14 protein-coding genes are annotated in these 19,408 nt (G+C 70.1%); 10 read left to right on the top strand and 4 right to left on the bottom strand.

The window, feature by feature from the left end:
• Positions 1-10 precede the first annotated feature (10 nt).
• The 10 genes from IE246_RS02220 (at position 11) to IE246_RS02175 (ending at position 14,592) form a co-directional block, all read left to right on the top strand.
• Entirely contained in the window at positions 11-4,522 is a 4,512-nt protein-coding gene (locus IE246_RS02220) for a hypothetical protein (protein ID WP_229836246.1), read from the top strand.
• 186 nt (positions 4,523-4,708) lie between these two features.
• On the top strand, positions 4,709-5,677 hold the full coding sequence (locus tag IE246_RS02215; protein ID WP_189987270.1) for a LysR family transcriptional regulator: 969 nt from the start codon (positions 4,709-4,711) through the stop codon (positions 5,675-5,677).
• Positions 5,678-6,049: 372 nt separating this feature from the next.
• The gene (locus tag IE246_RS02210) at positions 6,050-7,567 is read left to right on the top strand and encodes an ABC transporter substrate-binding protein (protein WP_189987269.1); all 1,518 of its coding nucleotides are present in this window, start codon (positions 6,050-6,052) and stop codon (positions 7,565-7,567) included.
• A 67-nt stretch (positions 7,568-7,634) separates the two neighbouring features.
• Positions 7,635-8,552 carry an ABC transporter permease gene (locus tag IE246_RS02205; protein WP_189987268.1) on the top strand — a complete coding sequence of 306 codons (918 nt, stop codon included), beginning with the start codon at positions 7,635-7,637 and terminating at the stop codon, positions 8,550-8,552.
• Between the two features lies 1 nt (position 8,553).
• Positions 8,554-9,459 (top strand): ABC transporter permease, encoded by a 906-nt coding sequence (locus IE246_RS02200; protein ID WP_189987267.1) that lies wholly within the window; start codon positions 8,554-8,556, stop codon positions 9,457-9,459.
• Positions 9,460-9,468: 9 nt separating this feature from the next.
• Positions 9,469-10,473, top strand: a complete 1,005-nt coding sequence (locus IE246_RS02195; RefSeq protein WP_189987266.1) for an ABC transporter ATP-binding protein — start codon at positions 9,469-9,471, stop codon at positions 10,471-10,473.
• Positions 10,473-11,459 (top strand): ABC transporter ATP-binding protein, encoded by a 987-nt coding sequence (locus IE246_RS02190; protein WP_189987265.1) that lies wholly within the window; start codon positions 10,473-10,475, stop codon positions 11,457-11,459. The genes IE246_RS02195 and IE246_RS02190 overlap by 1 nt, the downstream gene beginning before the upstream one ends.
• A gap of 29 nt (positions 11,460-11,488) precedes the next feature.
• Positions 11,489-12,922 carry an amidase gene (locus IE246_RS02185; RefSeq protein WP_189987264.1) on the top strand — a complete coding sequence of 478 codons (1,434 nt, stop codon included), beginning with the start codon at positions 11,489-11,491 and terminating at the stop codon, positions 12,920-12,922.
• A gap of 86 nt (positions 12,923-13,008) precedes the next feature.
• Positions 13,009-13,965: a dihydrodipicolinate synthase family protein gene (locus IE246_RS02180; RefSeq protein ID WP_189987263.1), complete on the top strand. Its 957-nt coding sequence runs from the start codon at positions 13,009-13,011 to the stop codon at positions 13,963-13,965.
• Between the two features lie 81 nt (positions 13,966-14,046).
• A complete protein-coding gene (locus IE246_RS02175; protein ID WP_189987262.1) occupies positions 14,047-14,592 on the top strand; it encodes a PAS domain-containing protein in 546 nt (181 codons plus the stop codon).
• On the opposite strand, the gene IE246_RS02170 is transcribed toward IE246_RS02175, so the two are convergent.
• The 4 genes from IE246_RS02170 to IE246_RS02155 form a co-directional block, all read right to left on the bottom strand.
• The gene (locus IE246_RS02170) at positions 14,589-15,356 is read right to left on the bottom strand and encodes an SDR family NAD(P)-dependent oxidoreductase (protein ID WP_189987261.1); all 768 of its coding nucleotides are present in this window, start codon (positions 15,354-15,356) and stop codon (positions 14,589-14,591) included. The two genes, IE246_RS02175 and IE246_RS02170, sit on opposite strands and share 4 nt — an antisense overlap.
• A gap of 183 nt (positions 15,357-15,539) precedes the next feature.
• Positions 15,540-16,745, bottom strand: a complete 1,206-nt coding sequence (locus IE246_RS02165) for an acetyl-CoA acetyltransferase (protein WP_189987260.1) — start codon at positions 16,743-16,745, stop codon at positions 15,540-15,542.
• Between the two features lie 21 nt (positions 16,746-16,766).
• Complete coding sequence (locus IE246_RS02160; RefSeq protein WP_189987259.1) at positions 16,767-18,215, bottom strand: 3-oxoacyl-[acyl-carrier-protein] synthase III C-terminal domain-containing protein; 1,449 nt, start codon at positions 18,213-18,215, stop codon at positions 16,767-16,769.
• A 219-nt stretch (positions 18,216-18,434) separates the two neighbouring features.
• Entirely contained in the window at positions 18,435-19,346 is a 912-nt protein-coding gene (locus IE246_RS02155) for an SDR family NAD(P)-dependent oxidoreductase (RefSeq protein ID WP_189987258.1), read from the bottom strand.
• Positions 19,347-19,408 lie beyond the last annotated feature (62 nt).

Here is a 19,408-nt window from a genome sequence, read left to right as displayed (position 1 = left end):
GGGAACCCGAATGCTGCGCGCCGTCCGCCTGCTGCTGGCGGCCGCCCTGCTCGCCTTGGCGCTGCCGGGCGGGACCGCCGCCGCCCAGCAGACGACCACCGACGATGCCGGGATCGCCGGGCGCTGGAACGTGTTCTACAGCGACCGGATGCTCGGCCCGGTGACCGGCTACGCCTTCGTCGACGAGGCGGAGACCAAGGCAACGGTCGTCCTGACCCATCCGGTCACCCGCAAGCCCTACGAGTTCGAGAGCCGCGAGTTCTCGTTCGACGGCGGCCGGCTGCGCATGACCCTGGCCGGGACCTGGCCGGGCGGCGAGGGCCGGGCCTACGACATCGGCGAGACCGTCGCCGGCTCGCAGACCGTGACGGTCTCGCTCGGCGACTCCACCGAAAAGTTCGAGTTCGCGACGCCGTCCGAGGCCGACCGCGACACCGTGCGCATCGATCTGCAGGTCGCCCGCGGCAGCATGACCGGCGAGTGGTCGTACAAGGCCGATCCGCGGACCGGGCGCGACGCCGACGGCGGCGGCCGGACACGGTTCTTCGAGTACGCCGGCGACGGCAGCGGCCTCGGCATCCAGAGCGGGCCGGAGCTCTGGAGCCGGCCGCAGCCGCGCATCCTGTACGCGGTGCCGGTCGAGGACCAGCTCGGCAGCCGGGTCTACGCCCACCCCGACGGGATCGGGCGCAACTACCGGGAGCTGCTGGTGCTCGGCTACGACCTGCCGATCCAGGGCCGCGAGCCGGTCACCGTCGGGACCGCAGACGAGCAGATCAGCTACACGGTCCGGGAGCCGGACGACCGGGTGCTGGAGAAGGGCTGGGCCCGGCTCGAACGGCAGCTCGACGGGGCCGGCTACGCGGCGCTCCGCCAGGACTACGACGACAGGCGGCTGGTCGCCTTCCAGATCGAGGCGACGCTCGCCCGCGACGTCACGCCCGGGCTGAGCCATTTCACGCTGAACGGCGCCGAGGCCTCCTGGCTCCTGCAGTTCCAGGACTACACGGCCACCATCGACTTCGTGCGCCAGACCGCCGAGGCGGTGGTCGAGGAGGACGTGGTCGAGATCACCGGGCCTGCCCCGCTGCCGGCGGCGCCGGGCCAGGGCGTCGCCGCCGACGCCAAGCCGCCGAAGCGGAAGTTCGCCGTCGAGCTGGTCTCCAAGCCGGCGCTGTACGAGCCGGCGGTGCCCGCCTACCTGCCCGAGGCGGTGCGCGTGCGCATCCATGCGGCGCGCGAGCTGCCCTACGACCGCATCCCGCTGTTCGTCGGGATCGACGGCAAGTTCGCGACCTTCGGCGCACAGGGCGGCTCCGACGACCGGCGCGAGCTGGTCGCCTACCGCTCGGAGGACGACCCCAGGGTCTATCTGACCCCGCCGATCGCGCTGATCCGCGCCGGCGACGGCGGCACCGGCCTGGCGGGGCTGCCCGCCGACGCGCTGCTGGCCGACCGGCCGGTCGAGGTCGGGCAGGCGCTGACCGCGCAGATCAACATCGAGAGCGAACTCCTTCCGCGCCGGATGTGGCCGCTGCGCACCACCTCGACCTTCGCGACCACGACGGTCGAGCGGGCGCCGTCCAACAACGGCATCGACAACCACTGGAAGCTGCTGACCTGGCCGGCGGCGATGGAGGCGGCGGCCCGATGCCACGACATCGCGGTCGAGGATCCGTGGAAGGACAGCGTCCGGACGGTCGACAGCTTCACCCGCTACATCGCCAACGCCGCCTTCGTCTCGAACGTCGACTGGCAGCGCAAGACCGACGTGAAGCTGGGCGATCACGCCGCGATGCTGCTGATGCGCGACACCTTCGCCGACACCATCGACCGCCACGTCAGGGGCATGCGGGCGGCGCTGCAGACCCCGGAGGGGCTGCGCTCGACCATCCGACCCTATGTCGATCTGCTGAACCGCGACAGCCCGCGCCAGCCGCCGCTGCTGACGGTCCCGATCGCCGCGCCGTCGGGCACGGCGCTGCAGTTCATGGACAGCTTCGGCAGCGCCGAGGAGATCGAGGCCCGCACCGGACTGACCGGTCGGGCGGCGCGGGACTGGCAGCGCGACGTCACGGTCCGGGCCGTCACCACCTATCTGCGCGAGCTGGGGGAGGCCCGGACCGAGGCATTTGCGGTCGACGACTGCAACCTTCAGGACCTGGTGGACCTGACCGGCCGCGGCTTCCAGGCGATCGCCGCCCAGGCCCGGCCGCGCCTGCTGTGGCGCGCCGGCGGCGACGGGCCCTGGGTTCCCGACCGGGTCGGGCGGGCCTGGGTCGACGGGCTGTCGCTGCTGGCCGACGCCGTCGCGTCGGACGCCCGGCTGTCGTCCCAGGACAACTCGGTGCTGATGATCGAGGCGGCGGCGTTCTTCGTGGTGCCGGCGGCGCTGCACGCCACGGCGGCGGGCGGTGCGTGGATCCTGGGTGGAACGGCGCCGCAGGTGTTCGTGCTGCCCGAGTTCATGGCGGCCGGGTCGCTGGTCATGGACTTCGGCGAGTTCGGGTACTCGACCTACCGCTACCTCACGGTGCCGGCGGCCAACGCCGCCGAGGTCGAGTTCGCCCGCAAGTCGGCCGCCGTTCTCGGCTTCACCCGATACCACAACGCCCGCGAGAAGGCCCGCCTCGAGCAGGCCGACGTCGAGATCGACCTGCTGTTCGCCTTCGGTGGCGCCATGGGTGCGGTCGGCGACGCGGTAAAGGGCGCGCGCTACCTGCACGATACCCGGCGGGTCGCCAACGATATCCGGGACTTCCGGGTCAACTGGCGGCACAACGTCCGAGGCTTCGCGACCGGCGGCTTCTCCGAGCTGCCGCGGCTGAGCGAGCTGCGGGCGCTGGAGCGCGGCCGCGCGCTGTTCGAGCAGGTCCTCGACACGGCCGGGCTCAGCGAGCGGGCGATCGCCGAGCGGGCCGCCAGGGCGGCGCGCGACGTCGAGGAGTCGGTGCTCGAGCGGATCAAGCGCGAGACCCTGGCGGAGCTCGCCAAAGACTTCGAGAGCCGCAGCTTCGGGGCCGACAACGCCAAGGCGATCGACGCCGAGATCCGCGAGCTGAGCAAGAAGATCCGGGCCAATCGCGACGCCCCCGTCGCCGACGAATGGAGACGCCGGCGCAAGGCCCTGGCCCGCATGCGCGAGAAGAGCGACCTGCTGTTCGACCCGTCGACCGTCGACCCGGTCCGGCTCGACCGGGAGGCCCGCCGGATCGCCGCCGACGCCTTCGAGGAGGGCGAGCGCTACGGCCTGTCCGAGGCGGTCCGGATCTATCGGACCAAGCGCCGGCTCAAGGCTGCGCTGACCGGCCAGGGCTTCGCCCACAGCGGCATCAACCGGGTGGTCAGCGGGGCCGAGCGGTCGGTGCTGACGATGCCGGCGCCGGAGGCCTTCGACGGCCTCTGGTACGACCTCCAGAAGATGACCCTGGAGGAGCGGCAGCTGCTGCTCGAATACATGAGCTATTCCCTGGTCGAGGCGACCCTGGCCGGCAAGGACGCGCTGAAGTTCGAGGCCGCGGTCGCCGCCCAGGCCGCCCAGCGCTTCGTCGAGCTGGTGCGCCGCCACCCGCCCTGGCTCGATGCCCTGACCCTGCAGGAATACCGCCGCGCCTTCGAGGTCGCGCACCGGCCGACCTTCCATCGTCTGCTGAAGGAATCGCCCGGCTACCTGAAGCAGGTCATCGCCGACGATTTCGCCCTGGAGGTGCTGCGCGGCGAGCCGTTCCGGTCGGCCGCCGAGCTGCAGGCGGCGGTCAAGCGGGCGAAGGCGCGCATCCGCAAGCCGGTCCCGGGCGTCTGGGACGAGGCCGGCGACCTGGCGAACCCGCCGCCCGGCCTCGAATTCAAGGATGCCGTGCACGCTTTCGGAGAAGGAAAACAGGCGAGCATCAGTATCTACGACGGCGGCCGGGACGTCGGCCAATTGGTTCGGACTTTGAGCTCGATCGACGAGTTGAGGCGTTTCGCCCACTCCGGTGTCGAGCTGCTGGACGGGCTGGCGGGCGGCAGCAAGGGATTGACCATGGACCTGGCCCGGGTGTCGGAGGACCTGCCGTCGATGCTGGCGACGGCGCGCAACCCGATGATCCCGGGCAAGGGCACGCCGCTTTCGGTCTACCTGAACCTGCGGGTCTTCCAGCAGCTCGGGATCGGGTTCGGCGATCCGTCGCTGGTGCTCTGCAAGCTCGACGGCGTCCTCAATCAGAAGACCGCGCTGCAGATCGAATGGCTGAGCCGGCAGTACCCCGGGCGCAGCGTGGAGGAGTTGCTGTCCCACACCCATTCCTATCAGTACGCGGAGAGCGCGCTGACCCAGGCCGGCTACCGGATCAAGGAGGTCCGGATCGGCGAGGCGGACAAGACCATCCACCCGCTGGCGGAGCCCTGGGGCAGCGCCGCCGCGTTCGGGAAGGAGGGCCACGCCGGCTTCCTGTCGCGCTACGGCTTCGCGGACGTCGCCGAGCAGGCGCCGATCGAGATCGGCCACGACATCTACCTGTACCTCGAACCGCTGAACTGAACGGCCCGGCCGCACTCGGTGCGCCCCGGGGGCGTCACGGCAAGGCGGGAGACGCATCGGGATCCGCGGCGGTCCCGGGATGTCGGATGCCGGAGCAGGGAACCGGTCTCGCGCTTGAATAGATCTCGCCACGTCCTACGCTGACGCTTTGGCAGGCGGCGTTTGGCAGGGGGCGGAAACTCGGGCGTGAGCAACGAACAGCTGAAGGGGTATCCGGACAGCCTGAACAGCCGGTTCTTCCGCGACGTGCTGAAGATCCGTCACCTGCGGATTCTCGCGGCTCTGGACCAGATGGGCCAGATCACCAAGGTCGCCAGGGCGTTCAACGTCACCCAGCCGGCGATCTCCAAGCAGATAGCCGATCTGGAGCGTGAACTCGGCAGCGCGATCGTCCTCCGCCAGGGCAAGACCGTCGGCTTCACCCCGGTCGGGGCCCTGCTCGTGCGTCACGCCAAGGACGTGCTGAACCGCATGCAGCGCACGGAATTCGACATCGAAGCGCTGCGCAAGGGTCTCGGTGGGCAGGTCAGGATAGGCGTCGCGTCGAGCCTGATGCCGACCATCCTGCCGGAAGCGATACGGCTGATGGTGCAGGCGGCACCCTCGGCCGTCGTGACGGTTTCCGAAGGGCATTTCTACCAGATGCTGCCGATGCTGTTGGGCGGCGAGATCGACATGATGCTGACCCGGGTTTGGCGGCCGGCCCCCATCGATGGAGTGGAGCAGCTGTCGCTCGGCGTCGACCCGCTGTTCGTCGTGGCCGGCTCCAGCCATCCCCTCGCGCGGCAGAACGCCGTCACCTGGGAGGCCGCGCTGGAATGGCCGTGGCTGCGGACCACCGCCGGGTCGGTCGCCAGCGACGCGATGGATGCCTTCCTGGCCGAGCGCGGGCTCCGGCCGCGCGCCGGCCAGGTCGAGGCGGCGTCGATCCTCCTGAGCCTCAGCCTGATGCGCCTCATGCCCTATCTGGCGCTGTTCCCCGAAGGCCTGGCCCGCTATCACTCGTCGCGCGGCGAGCTGTCGATCCTGCCGCTGCGCCTGGACGGCATCCTGTCGGAAGTCAGGTGCTTCTGGCTGTCGAACGAGGCGGACGAAACCGTCACCCTGTTCAGGGCCTGCCTGGTCCAGGCGGCCCGGGATCTGCTCAAAGGGTAGGTGTTCACGGTTGAGGATCGTCCAGGTGAGTATGACTTGGCGGTTATGGATGCGGCGTGAAATGTAATTTGTTGCGGAATCGGTCGGCTGATAGCGTCGACAGGTGCCTGACGGTTACCCTGCCGCGCTTGCGCGGCAGGTATGGCATGAAGAATCGGTCGATTGGGGCGCACAACACGGTGCGGATATGGCCGTGGTCCGGAAACTGCGGTGCGCGCCGCACTTCCGACTATCGAGCGGTCGATGGGGCACGCTATCGTGTGTTCGGGTCAGGGAGAGCGACGGGAATCCGCCGGATCCGAGGTCGGTGAAACAAGAAGATCAGGGAGATCCTTCAAGATGGACAGCATCAGGAATTGGCGTAGGGGCTGGATGGGTCTGGCGTTGCTGGCAGCTGTGAGCGCCGCCGGCGCCTCGACACTGGCCCCGACCAGCGCGTTCGCCAGCAAGGCGAACGACACCTTGAACATCGCCTGGGAGCGCGAGCAGCCGACCCTGGACTACTATTTCCAGAACTCGCGCGAAGGCATCATCATCAACCGGCACGTCTGGGACTGCCTGCTGTGGCTCGACCCCAAGAGCGGCGAGTTCAAGGGCCTGCTGGCCAAGTCCTACAAGATCGTCGACGACCGGACCTTCGAGTTCGAGATCCGCGAGGGCGTGAAGTTCCACGACGGCACCACGCTGACCGCCGACGACGTGGTCGGGACCATCCAGTTCCTGACCAAGCCCGACACCGGGAAGATGCAGAACCAGCCGGTCGCCTGGATCGACCGCGCCGAGAAGACCGGCCCGAACTCGGTCCGGATCTATGCCAAGGACACCACGCCGCTGGCGCTGCTGTACCTGTCCGCCGACATCCCGATCTACCCGATGGCCTACTACGACAAGGTCGGCCCCGAGGGGATGGGCGTGAAGCCGATCGGCACCGGCCCGTACAAGGTGACGGAGGTCGAGCCCGGCAAGCGCATCGTGTTCGAGAAGAACGCCGACTACTTCAAGGGCAGCCCGAAGGGGCAGCCCAAGATCGGCAAGATCGTCCAGCGCACCATCCCGGACGTGAACACCCAGATCGTCGAGCTGGCGTCGGGCAACCTCGACTGGATCTTCAAGGTTCCGGCCGACCAGGCCGAGAAGCTGGAGACCCTGCCGAACATCACCGTCAAGCCGGCCTCGACCATGCGGATCGGCTACCTGACCTTCGACGCCGCCGGCCGCTCGGGTGAGAACCCGTTCCAGAAGCTCGAGGTGCGGCAGGCGGTCGCCCACGCGATCGACCGCCAGGCGATCGCCGACAACATCGTGCGCGGCGGCTCGACGGTCGTGCATTCGGCCTGCTATCCGGAGCAGTTCGGCTGCACCCAGGACGTCGCCAAGTACGACTACGACCCGAAGAAAGCCAAGGAACTGCTGGCCAAGGCCGGCTATCCGGACGGGTTCAAGACCGACATCTACGCCTATCGCGATCGCAACTACCTGGAGCCGATGATCGGCTACCTGTCGGCGATCGGGATCCGCACCGACCTGCACTTCGGCAAGTACGCGGCCACCCGCGACGCGATCCGCAGCAGCAAGGTGCCGTTCGCCTTCATGACCTGGGGTTCCGGCTCGGTGCCCGACGTCGACGCCATCACCACCGTGTTCTTCGGCGGCGGCCCGGACGACACCTCGATGGACGCCGACGTGCAGAAGTGGCTGGCCGAAGGTGCGTCCACCATGGACGAGCAGGTCCGCAAGACCGCCTACGCCAAGGCCCTGAGCAAGATCGCTGACCAGGCCTACTGGCTGCCGCTGTTCACCTACCCGACCAACTACGCCATGACCAAGGACCTGGACTGGACGCCGACCGCGGACGAGATCCCGCGGTTCTTCACGGCCTCCTGGCAGTAAGCCAGCCCGACAGCAGCGGCCACCGTCCGACCGGGCGGTGGCCGCCCTACTTGCAAGGCGCCCCCGGATGCTCGTCTACACAGCCAAGCGGATCGTCCTCGCCATCCTGGTGGCGCTGACGATCTCGATGCTCGTCTTCAGCCTGCTGTACCTGAGCGGCGACCCGGCGACGGCGCTGGCCGGCGAGAGCGCCACCAGCGACGACATCGAGAAGATCCGCCAGGCCTACGGGTTCGATCGCCCGGTCTGGGTGCAGTACCTGTCCTGGCTCGGCAATGCCGCCCAGGGCGAGTTCGGCAACTCGCTGTACTTCCGCCTGCCGGTCTGGGAGCTGATCCTCGAGCGGCTGCCGACCACCATGACGCTCGGGGTCAGCGCGATGACCTTCGCCATCGTCCTGTCGATCCCGCTCGGCGTGCTGGCGGCGATGTTCCCGAACAGCCTGATCGACCGGACCGCCCTGTTCATGGCGGTGGTCGGCCAGGCCATGCCGAGCTTCTGGTTCGCCCTGATGCTGATCGTGCTGTTCGCCTTCACCTGGCCGGTTCTGCCGGCCTCGGGCTCGGACACCTGGCGGCACTTCGTGCTGCCCACCATCGTGCTCGGCTACTACGCCACGCCGGCCTTCATGCGGCTGACCCGCACCGGCATGCTCGACGTGCTGTCGTCGGACTACATCCGCACCGCCCGGGCCAAGGGGCTGAGACCCTGGACCGTGCTGTTCAAGCACGCGCTGCGCAACGCCATCATCCCGGTGGTCAGCCTGGCCGCCGTGCAGTTCGGCTTCATGCTCGGCGGCTCGGTGATCATCGAGACCGTGTTCGCCCTGCACGGCGCCGGCTTCCTGGCCTGGGAATCGATCTCGCGCTCGGACTTCCCGACGGTGCAGGCGATCCTGCTGCTGTTCTCGCTGCTGTACATCGTGCTGACCTTCCTCGCCGATCTGCTGAATGCGTGGCTCGACCCGCGCATCCGGGTGGGTTGAGATGAGCGTCGTCAGCAACGGCCTGCCGACGGCCCAGGAGATCGTCGGCCCGACCCCGGGGCAGCGGCTGCGGCGCCGGCTGTTCGGGCACCGCGGCATCGTGGTCGGCGGCTCGATCCTGGGCGTCATCATCCTGATGGCGGTCCTCGCCCCGCTGATCGCACCGCACGACCCGTACGAGCAGATCCTGAGCGCCCGCATCAAGCCGCCGGTCTGGTACGAGCGCGGGACCTGGGAGCACATCCTGGGCACCGACCAGGTCGGCCGCGACTACCTCAGCCGGCTGATCTACGGCTCGCAGATTTCGCTGATGATCGGGTTCTTCGCGGCGGCCCTGTCCGGGCTGATCGGCACCGCCATGGGCGTCGCCGCCGGGTATTTCGGCGGGCGCGTCGACCTGGTGGTCACCTTCCTGATCACCTGCCGGCTGTCGCTGCCGGTGATCCTGGTCAGCCTCGCCGTGGTCGCGGTGATCGGCGGCTCGCTGGAAGTGGTGATCCTGGTGCTCGGCCTGCTGCTGTGGGACCGCTACGCCGTGGTGATGCGGGCCGCGACCCTGCAGGTCCGGTCGCTCGACTTCGTGGCGGCGGCCCAGACCGTCGGCTGCTCGACCTGGCACATCCTGGTCAGCGAGATCCTGCCGAACGTGATGAACCAGCTGATCGTGGTGGCGACCCTGGAATTCGCGCACGCGGTGCTGCTGGAGGCGGCGCTCAGCTTCCTCGGCCTCGGCGTGCAGCCGCCGCTGCCGTCCTGGGGGCTGATGATCGCCGAGGGCCGCAACTACATCCTGTTCGACCCCTGGCTGATCGCGATTCCCGGCGTTGCGCTGTTCACCCTGCTGCTGGCGGTGAACCTCCTCGGTGACGGCGTCCGCGACGTCACCGCTCCCGAGAACCGTGGGTAGGACCGCATCATGACAGAACCCGCGGGGTTCTCGCTCGACGTCGAGAACCTGACCGTCTCGATCCCGCTCGCCGCCGGCACCCTGCGCGCGGTGCGCGGGATCTCGTTCCGGGTGAACCAGGGCGAGACCCTCTGCATCGTCGGCGAGTCCGGCTGCGGCAAGTCGCTGACCTCGCTGGCGCTCATGGGGCTGCTGCCGGCGAAGGCGGTGCGCGGCGCCGACCGCCTGACCCTGAACGGGGTCGACCTGACGGCGCTCAGCGAGCGGCAGATGTCGGACGTGCGCGGCGAGAGCATGGCGATGATCTTCCAGGAGCCGATGACCTCGCTGAACCCGGCCTACACCATCGGCAACCAGCTCGAGGAGGCGCTGCGCCGGCACCGCCCGGTCAGCCGGGCCGAGGCCCGGGAGCGCGCCATCCACCTGCTGGAGAAGGTCGGCATCACCGCCGCCGCCAGCCGCCTGCAGCAGTACCCGCACCAGCTTTCCGGCGGCCTGCGCCAGCGCGTGATGATCGCCATGGCGCTGATGTGCGGCCCGGACCTGCTGATCTGCGACGAACCGACCACCGCGCTCGACGTCACCATCCAGGCCCAGATCCTGCACCTGCTGCGCGACCTGCAGCGCGAGTTCCACATGGCCATCATCCTGATCACCCACGACCTCGGCGTGGTCGCCCGGATGGCCGACCGGGTGGCGGTGATGTATGCCGGCGAGATCGTCGAGACCGGGACCGCGGCCGAGGTGTTCGCCGCCCCGTCGCACCCCTACACCAAGGGACTGCTGCAGTGCATCCCGATCCCCGGGCGCACGAAGCGCGGCGAGCACCTGGGCTCGATCCCCGGCGTCGTGCCGTCGCTGATCGGCGAGATCGCCGGCTGCGCGTTCGCCAACCGCTGCCCGCACGCCGCCGACGCCTGCCGGTCCGAACCGCCGGCGCGCGACCTCGGCCCCGGCCGGATGGTCCGCTGTGTCCTCGAACCCGGCGCCGTGCCGCAGATGGAGCCGGCCTGATGCCCGCCACCACCCCCGCCCCCACCATCGCCACCGAGGACCTCGCCTGCACCTTCCAGGTCCGCCAGGGCATCTTCCAGCCGAAGCGTCCGCTGAAGGCGGTGAACGGCGTGTCGATCTCGGTCAACAAGGGGGAGGTGCTGGGGCTGGTCGGCGAGTCCGGCTGCGGCAAGTCGACCCTGGCGAAGATGCTGCTCGGCATCCAGAAGCCGACCGGCGGGCGCATCCTGATCGACGGCGAGCCGCTCGACGGGCTCGACCGCAAGGCGGTGGCGCGCCGCATCCAGCCGATCTTCCAGGACCCCTACTCGTCGCTCAACCCGCGCAAGTCGATCTCCTCGATCATCTCGCTGCCGCTGCGCGTGCACGGCGTCGGCGGCCCGGCCGACTGGGAGCGTCAGGTCAAGGAGATGATGGACCTGTGCGGCCTGCCGCAGCGCGCCTATGACGGCTACCCGAACCAGCTCTCGGGCGGCCAGCGCCAGCGCGTGGCGATCGCCCGCGCCCTGGTGATGCGCCCGGAGGTGGTGATCTGCGACGAGCCGACCTCGGCGCTCGACGTCTCGGTGCAGTCGCAGATACTCAACCTGCTGCTCGACCTGCAGAAGGAGCTCGGGCTGACCTACGTGCTGATCAGCCACAACCTGGCGGTGGTCCAGCACATCGCCACCCGGGTCGCGGTCATGTATCTTGGCCGGATCATCGAGCAGGCCGACAGCGAGACCCTGTTCGCCGCCCCGCGCCATCCCTACACGCGGGCGCTGCTGGACTCGGTGCTGACCCCGGAGCCCGGGCTCGGGGTGCCGGACGCCCAGCTCGGCGCCACCTTCCCGAACCCGATCGACCCGCCGTCCGGCTGCACCTTCCACCCGCGCTGCCCGCACGCCATGCCGGTCTGCCGGCAACTGGCGCCGCGGCCGCTGGCGGCCGGCGGCAGCATGGTCGAATGCCACCTGCACGACCCCGAGCAGGCCACGGCCGCATAGGCGCAAGCCGTCTCCTTGAAGGAAGTCCGATGACCGAACTGTGTGAACTGAGTGCGGTGACCCTGCGCCGGATGATCGGCGCGCGCGAGGTCTCGCCGGTCGAGCTGCTGGCATCCTGCCGGCAGCGGATCGAGCGGGTGAACCCGCGCCTGAACGCCTTCGTCACGTTCTGCTGGGAGCGCGCCGAGCAGGAGGCCCGGGAGGCCGAGCGCGCGGTGATGGCCGGCGAGCCGCTCGGCCCCCTGCACGGCCTGCCGATCGGCATCAAGGAGACCATGGTCTCGGGCGGCGTGCGCACTACGTTCGGCTCGCCGATCTACGCCGACAACGTGCCGGCCGAGGACGAGCGGATCGTCGCCGCCGTGCGCAGGGCCGGCGCCATCGCCGTCGGCAAGACCAACGTCCCGGAGTTCGGGGCCGGCGCCAACTCCAAGAACCCGGTGTTCGGCGCGACCGGCAACCCGTTCGACCCGGCGCGGATCTGCGGCGGCTCGTCCGGCGGCTCGGCGGTGGCGCTGGCGACCGACATGGTGCCGCTGGCGACCGGCTCCGACACCGGCGGCTCGCTGCGCACCCCGGCCGCGTACTGCGGCGTCGTCGGCATGCGCCCGAGCCCCGGCCTGGTGCCGATGTCGCGGCGCGGGGTCGGCTACACCTCGATCTCGGTGCAGGGGCCGATGGGCCGCAACGTCGCCGACACCGCGTTCATGCTCTCGACCATCGCCGGCCCCGACCCGGTCGACCCGCTGTCCCGGCCGGTCGACGCCGCGGCGTTCGCCAGCCTGCCGGAGGTCGACCTGAGCGGCCTGCGGGTCGCGGTGTCCGCCGACCTCGGCTTCGCGCCGGTCGACGACAGCATCCGCCGGACCTTCGCGGCGGCGATCGCCGAGATCGGCGGCTGCTTCGCCAGCGTCGAGGACAAGGCGCCGCCGCTGCAGGGCGCCGACGAGACCTTCGAGGTGCTGCGGGCGATGTCGTTCTTCATCGGCCACGAGGCGCACTACCGCGACCGGCGCGCCGACCTCGGCCCGAACCTGATCGCCAACATGGAGCAGGCGGCCGGCTACTCGTTCGCCGATGCGGCCCACGCCCAGGCGGCGCACACGAAGCTGTACCGGGCGTTCCTGGCGTACATGCAGGACTACGACATCCTGCTGGCGCCGACCGCGGCGGTCCCGCCGTTCCCGGTCGAGCAGCTCTACCCGACCCACATCAACGGCGAGGAGCTGCGCAGCTACTTCCACTGGCTCGGCCTGGCCTACGGCCTGACCCTGACCGACCACCCGGTGATCACCATCCCGTGCGGCCTCGACGAGACCGGCACGCCGTTCGGCCTGCAGGTCTGCGGCCGGCACTGGAGCGACCACCGGCTGCTGGCGGTCGCCGCCGCCCTGGAGCGCCACCTGCAGACCCTGCCGGCCCGCGCCCGCCCGTTGCCCGACATCGCGGCGCTGAGCGGGTAGCCGGCGACGCTCGACGGGCGACTTCCACCGGCGGGCGTCCCGGCCCTACACTCCTCCCAACCGACAATCGTCCGTGGGAGGACGCCGTGAAGCTGCCGTTCCAGCCCAAGGGGGTGATCCCCGCCTGCCTGCTGCCGTTCAACGCCGACATGTCGATCGACGAGCCCGGCTTCCGCGGCCATCTGCGCGACGTCGGCTCGGTCGAGGGCATCACCGCGGTCACCGTCAACGCCCATGCCAGCGAGGTCGCGACCTGCACCATCGCCGAGCAGGAACGGGTGATGGAGATCACCATGGACGAGGTCGGCGACCGCCTGCCGGTGGTGCACGGGGTGTATTCCGACGGCTCGCACCTGGCCGCCGACATCGCCCGCCGGGCCGAGCGTCAAGGTGCCGGCGCGCTGCTGGTGTTCCCGTCCGGCACCTTCGCCTCCGGCGGTGCGATGCGTCCGGAAATGGCGCTCGGCCATTTCCGCACGATCCGCGAGGCGACCGACCTGCCGATCATCGTGTTCCAGTATCCGCTGGCCTCCGGCCTCGGCTATCCGGTCGAGACCCTGCTGCGGATCTGCCAGGAGATCGACACCGTCGTCGCCATCAAGGACTGGTGCAACGACACCAAGCAGCACGAGCGCCAGGTCCGCGAGCTGCACGCCCTGCCGCGCCGGATCTCGGTGCTGTCGACCCACTCGTCCTGGCTGCTGTCGTCGCTGGTGCTCGGCTGCGACGGCCTGCTGTCGGGCGCCGGCAGCGTGATCGCCGCCCTGCAGGTCGCCCTGTTCCGGGCCGTGCAGGCCGGCGACCTGGAGGCCGCGCGCGCCGTCGCCGACCGCATCTACCCGACCACCGGGGCGTTCTACGACCCGCCGTTCCTCGACATGCACAACCGCATGAAGGAGGCGCTGGTGTATCTCGGGCGCATGAAGGCGGCCCATGTCCGGCCGCCGCTGATGAAGCTGTCGGAGGCCGAGATCGCCAAGATCGCCCGCGCCATGGACGCCGCCGGCCTCAGCCCGGAGACGGTGTACGCCAAGGTCGCCTAGCGACGCCAGCGGCGTAACCGCCCGTTAACCCGGGTCTGGCATGTTGCAACGCACAATCCGCTGCCACCTGCCGAGAGCCCGATGTCAGGCCCGCTTCGCCGGCCCCAGACCGCGTTCCGCCCCGAACGCCTCGTGGTCTTCGACCCCGCCGAGCCGCCTGCGGCGGTCACGGCGTGCCCGCGGGCCGGGCGACTGCTGGAACTGTGGCGCGGCTGGGCCGCCGGCCGGCCGGCGCCGGACTGGAGCGACGTCGAGCCGCTCGACATGCCGGACCTGCTGCCCAAGCTGGTCGTGCTGGACGTGCTCGGGGACGGCGTGCTCGCGGACGATTTCCGGTTCCGACTGGTCGGCGAGGGCGTGAACGAGTGCTACGGCCACGGCCTGAAAGGCCGCACGCTCCGCGAGCTGATGCGGGGACCGGCGCTCGACGAGACTCTGGACGAGCACCGGCGCTGTGCCGAAGGCCTCGCCGGCGTGTTCGTGCGCAACAGCCTCGAGGTCGCGACCCTGGACGACCGCAAGTTCTACGGCCGCCTGCTGCTGCCGGTCGGCGTCGAGCACGGCCGGGCGCAGAAGATCCTGGGCGTGATGGAGTTCTTCGGGCCGGACGCCGCGGAGGCAGCCTAAGCCCGGCCGGCCGAGACCCCGCCGTCGACCATGTAGACGCCGCCGGTACAGAACGAGGCGTCGTCGGACGCCAGGAACAGCATCAGCCGGGCCACCTCCTCGGGCTGGCCGTAGCGCCTGAGCGGCGTAGCCTCGGCCATCGGCTGGCGGTTGCCGCGGTTCGGGTTGTAGGCGTCCTCGAGCCGGTGGATCATGTCGGTCTCGATCGGCGACGGGTTCACGGAGTTGACCCGGACCTTGTCCTTCGCCCCCTCCATCGCCCCCGACCGCATCAGCCCGATTACCGCGTGCTTGCTGCAGATGTAGGGCGCGATGCCCGGCACCGCCCGGATGCCGGCGGTCGAGGCGGTGATCACGATCGAGCCGCCGCCGCGCTTCGCCATCGCCGGCAGGGTGTACTTCAGGCCGAGCCACACGCCGCGGACGTTGACCGCGATCACCTTGTCGAAGTCGTCGTCGCTCTGCTCGGTCAGGGGTGCCACCTTGCCCTCGATGCCGGCGTTCAGCAGCGACACGTCGACCCCGCCGAACCGCTCGACGGTCCGGGCGACGTAGGCCTTCACCTGCTCGGCGTCGGTCACGTCGGCGGCCGTCCAGTCGGCCCTGTCCTCGCCGACCGAGCGGGCCAGCGCGGCCAGCCGGTCGCCGTCCAGGTCGACCAGCATCAGCTTCGCGCCCTCGGCCGCGAACAGCCTCGCCGCCGCCATGCCGATCCCGCCGCCGGCCCCGGTGACGATCGCGACCTTGCCGTCGAGCTTGCCCATGTGCGTGTTCTCCCTGGTTCTTGATTGTGAGGCTGCGGGTGGGTCCCGGGTCGCCGCTGCGCGACGCCCGGGATGACGTCAGAAAGGAGAACGCTCTTCCCTACCTGACGTCATCCCGGACGGACACGCCGAAGGCGGGGCCGATCCGGGACCCACGGAGCGACGGGCGTCGCCCCGTCGAGCCTACGCCCCGTGGTGGCCGATGATCGAGATCGAGCAGACGTTCTGGTGCGGGAAGCCGCCGAGGTTGTGGGTCAGGCCGATGCGCGGCAGTTCCTTGCGCTGGCGCTCGCCGGCCTTGCCCTGCATCTGCAGGTACATCTCGTAGATCATGCGCAGGCCCGACGCCCCGATCGGGTGGCCGAAGCATTTCAGGCCGCCGTCGATCTGGCACGGCACGGTGCCGTCGGCGTCGAAGAAGCCGTCGAGCACGTCGTTGATCGCCCGGCCTTCCGGCGAGATGTGCAGGTCCTCCATGGTCACCAGCTCGGTCACCGAGAAGCAGTCGTGCACCTCCATCAGGTTCACCTGCTCGCGCGGCCTGTCGATGCCGGCCTCCTGGTAGGCCCGGGTCGAGGCGATCCGGGTGGTCGCGAAGTAGCTGCCGTCCCAGGCGTTGTGCTGGGCCTCCTGGCCGTTCGACACCGAGAGCTGCAGCGCCTTCACCGAGATCAGGTCGCGCTTGCCGAGGCCGCGGGCGATGTCCGGCGTGGTGACGATGGCGCAGGCCGCACCGTCGCTGACCCCGCAGCAGTCGTACAGGCCGAGCGGCTCGGCCACGGTCGGGGCGTTCAGCACGGTGTCGATGGTGATGCGGTTGCGCAGGTGCGCCTTCGGGTTGCGCGAGCCGTTGTCGTGGCTCTTCACCGAGATGTGCGCCATCGCCCGCTTCAAATCCTCCGGCGCCGAGCCGTGCTTGGCCCGGTAGGCGGCGGCGAGCTGGGCGAACGAGCCCGGGGCCGACAGGTTCGGCCAGGTCATGTTGTTGAGGGTGCCGCGGCCGCGCTGCGGCAGGCCGCCGTAGCCGGTGTCCTTGAGCTTCTCGACGCCGAGCGCCAGCGCGATGTCGGCGGCGCCCGAAGCGACCGCGTAGACCGCGCCGCGGAACGCCTCGGTGCCGCTGGCGCAGTAGTTCTCGACCCGGGTCACCGGGATGTACGGCAGGCGCAGCGCCACCGCCAGCGGCACGCCCGACTTGCCGACGTGCTGCTCCTCGATGGCGGTGCCGAGCCAGGCGGCGTCGATCTGCCTGGTCTCGATGCCGGCGTCGCCGAGCGCCTCGGTATAGGCCTCGACCATCAGGTCCTCGGCGTCCATGTCCCAGCGCTCGCCGAACTTGGAGCAGCCCATGCCGAGGATGGCGACCTTGTCGCGGATTCCCTGGGGCATATCCGATCCTCCCTCTGGCGCCTACGCGGCGCTTCCTGTTGCCGGGGCGGCCTTCCAGAAATACCGGCGGAAGCCGCGTTGGGCGTCGATGTCCTTGATCCGGAACATCATCCGCATCGGCTGGCCGACCGCCAGCTCGTCGGCGTCGATGTCGGTGAAGTCCATCATCCAGCGGCCGCCGTCGTCGAACTGGATCATGCCGTAGCAGGCCGGCGGGTCCGGCGAGTAGGTCAGCCGGTCTGCCGTGTACGAGTTGATCCTGGCCCGCTTCTCGGCGAACGGGTGCGGGTCCTGGCTGTCGACGGCGTTGCAGTTCGGGTTCACGCACACCCGGCTGCGCGGGAACTGCAGGGTGCCGCACTGCCGGCAGTGGCCGCCGACGAAGCCGGTCACCGCCTCGCGGTTGCGCCACATCGCCGACAGCGGGGTCAGCTTGTCGGCCTCGGCCCGCATGCCGCGCTCGATCTCGACGGTGTCGTTGAACGCCAGGAACTTGGCGTAGCCGGTCTCCTCGCGGCGGCGGGCCAGATGGCCCTTAACGCCGAGGTTGCCCGGGCGTTTCACGATTGCCGGCGTCACCTCGAACAGCAGCGCGTCGGCGCCCTGGCCGAAGCCGACCACCAGGATGCGGTCGCCCGGCGCGGCGTCCTCGAGCGCCGCCACCAGCATGACCAGCGGGTGCGCCGCCCCGGTGTCGCCGCACACCGCGGCGAGGTTGTCGCGCACCGCGCCCTCGGCGATGCCGGCCGCCTTGGCGACCATCCCGGCCACCCGCGGCAGGGTCGCCGGCATGCAGAAGTGGGTGACGTCGCCGGCGGCCACCCCGGCCTCGGCCAGGCAGCGGCCGATCAGCGGCGGCACCGTCGGCATGTAGCCGGCGTCGCGGATCCAGCGCTCCTCCCACTGGTAGTCGTAGACCGAATCGGCGGTCCGGTAGTGGTCGACGAAGTCGACGGTCCGGGTGGCGCTGCCCTTGAGCACCGCAAGCGGCTCACCATCACCGATCACCACCGCCGCGGCACCGTCGCCGGACGCCATCTCGAGCGGGCTGGCGGCCCGGGCCTCGCGCTTCTCGGCGGCCACCACCAGGGTCTCCGCCCCGCCCTTCAGGGCCGAGGCGAGCGCCGAGGTGGCGGCACGCTGGGTGGCGCCGACGTCGCTGGCGGCGATCTCCTCGGACAGCCGCAGCGCCTCGGCGACCACGCCGGCGTTCAGCCGGTCGAGGAACGGGAAGGTCGTCGAGGCGAAGCGCAGGTCGCGGACGCCGCCGCGGTCGCGGCCGACGAGGGCGTCGCGCGCCGCCTCGACCGCCATGGTGACCGGGTCCTCGTCCCAGTTGCAGATCGCCCGCTCGCCGCGCGCCAGCCCCTTCAGGGCCGGGTTCAGCCAGCCGTTGGCCTCGGCGATCGCCTTCCGCTGCAGCCTGAGACGCGGGATGTAGGCGCCGTAGGCGAGAATGCCGGTGGTCATGTCACACCCTCAGAAATCAAGTGCATGCCGAGTGAACGAGGTGCCCGTCGCTCCATGGGTTCCGGCTCCGTTTCGCCTCCGGCGGTCCGGTCCGGAATGACGAACAAGAGGGGGCTGGCAACACCTCGCTCCCCCTCCCTGACGTCATTCCGGACGGGTGCGCCGCCCTCGGCCCGGCCGAGCCGGAACCCACGGGGCGACGGGCGCAGGGCTGCCATCTCAGATCGGGTCCCAGGTGAAGATGTCGCCGGACCGGTCGAGCGGGTAGAACGACGACTTCAGCGCCGGGATCGCGTGCTCGCCGATGCTCTCGCAGGTCCAGCCGTCCGAGCGGTGCACCGAGCGGATCGGGCGCGACTGGCCCATCAGGTAGATCTCGTTCATCCGCACCGCGAAGATCTGGCCGGTCACGTCGCTGGCGGCGTCGCCCAGCAGGAACGCGCTGAGCGGGGCGATCTTCTCCGGCCCCATGGCCTGGATCCGGGCGACCCGCGCCTTCTCGGCCTCGGTCTGGGTCGGGATGGTGCCGATCAGCCGGCTCCAGGCGAACGGCGACACGCAGTTCGAGCGGACGTGGAAGCGCGCCATGTCGAGCGCGATCGACTTCGACAGCCCGACGATGCCCATCTTGGCGGCCGCGTAGTTGGCCTGCCCGAAATTGCCGACCAGTCCCGAGGTCGAGGTGAAGTGGACGAACGAGCCGCTCTCCTGCTCGCGGAAGATCCGGGCGGCAGCGTGGCTGACGTAGAAGCTGCCCATCAGGTGGACTTTGATGACGGTCTCGAAGTCGGCCACGCTCATCTTGTGGAAGATCGCGTCGCGCAGGATGCCGGCGTTGTTCACCACGCCGTCGAGCTGGCCGAAATTCGTCACCGCGGTCTCGACGATGTTGGCGGCGGCCAGCGGGTCGGCGACGCTGTCGAAGTTGGCGACGGCGGTGCCGCCGGCCTTGCGGATCTCCTCGACCACTTCCTCGGCCGGCGCGGCGCTGGAGCCGGAGCCGTCGGCGGCCCCGCCCAGGTCGTTCACCACCACCTTGGCGCCTTCGGCAGCCGCCAGCAGGGCGATCTCCCGGCCGATTCCGCGGCCGGCGCCTGTGACGATCACGACTTTTCCGTCGAGTGCCTTCATTGGTTTCTCTCCCGGATGCGTCTTGCTTGTCTTGCTTGCTTGTCAGGCGTGCTTCTGGCGGC

Source organism: Thalassobaculum fulvum (assembly GCF_014652915.1).
Classification (GTDB): Bacteria; Pseudomonadota; Alphaproteobacteria; order Thalassobaculales; family Thalassobaculaceae; genus Thalassobaculum_A; species Thalassobaculum_A fulvum.
The sequence above is the reverse complement of the archived record's forward strand: the minus strand, read 5'-3'. Positions and strand labels throughout refer to the sequence as shown.

Excerpts from the sequence above, each read along its gene's own strand:
- IE246_RS02195 (WP_189987266.1), top strand. The coding sequence starts at position 9,469 with ATGACAGAACCCGCGGGGTTCTCGCTCGACGTCGAGAACCTGACCGTC.
- IE246_RS02175 (WP_189987262.1), top strand. The coding sequence starts at position 14,047 with ATGTCAGGCCCGCTTCGCCGGCCCCAGACCGCGTTCCGCCCCGAACGC.
- IE246_RS02185 (WP_189987264.1), top strand. The coding sequence starts at position 11,489 with ATGACCGAACTGTGTGAACTGAGTGCGGTGACCCTGCGCCGGATGATC.
- IE246_RS02165 (WP_189987260.1), bottom strand. The coding sequence starts at position 16,745 with ATGCCCCAGGGAATCCGCGACAAGGTCGCCATCCTCGGCATGGGCTGC.
- IE246_RS02190 (WP_189987265.1), top strand. The coding sequence starts at position 10,473 with ATGCCCGCCACCACCCCCGCCCCCACCATCGCCACCGAGGACCTCGCC.
- IE246_RS02160 (WP_189987259.1), bottom strand. The coding sequence starts at position 18,215 with ATGACCACCGGCATTCTCGCCTACGGCGCCTACATCCCGCGTCTCAGG.
- IE246_RS02205 (WP_189987268.1), top strand. The coding sequence starts at position 7,635 with ATGCTCGTCTACACAGCCAAGCGGATCGTCCTCGCCATCCTGGTGGCG.
- IE246_RS02155 (WP_189987258.1), bottom strand. The coding sequence starts at position 19,346 with ATGAAGGCACTCGACGGAAAAGTCGTGATCGTCACAGGCGCCGGCCGC.
- IE246_RS02170 (WP_189987261.1), bottom strand. The coding sequence starts at position 15,356 with ATGGGCAAGCTCGACGGCAAGGTCGCGATCGTCACCGGGGCCGGCGGC.
- IE246_RS02200 (WP_189987267.1), top strand. The coding sequence starts at position 8,554 with ATGAGCGTCGTCAGCAACGGCCTGCCGACGGCCCAGGAGATCGTCGGC.
- IE246_RS02220 (WP_229836246.1), top strand. The coding sequence starts at position 11 with ATGCTGCGCGCCGTCCGCCTGCTGCTGGCGGCCGCCCTGCTCGCCTTG.
- IE246_RS02210 (WP_189987269.1), top strand. The coding sequence starts at position 6,050 with ATGGGTCTGGCGTTGCTGGCAGCTGTGAGCGCCGCCGGCGCCTCGACA.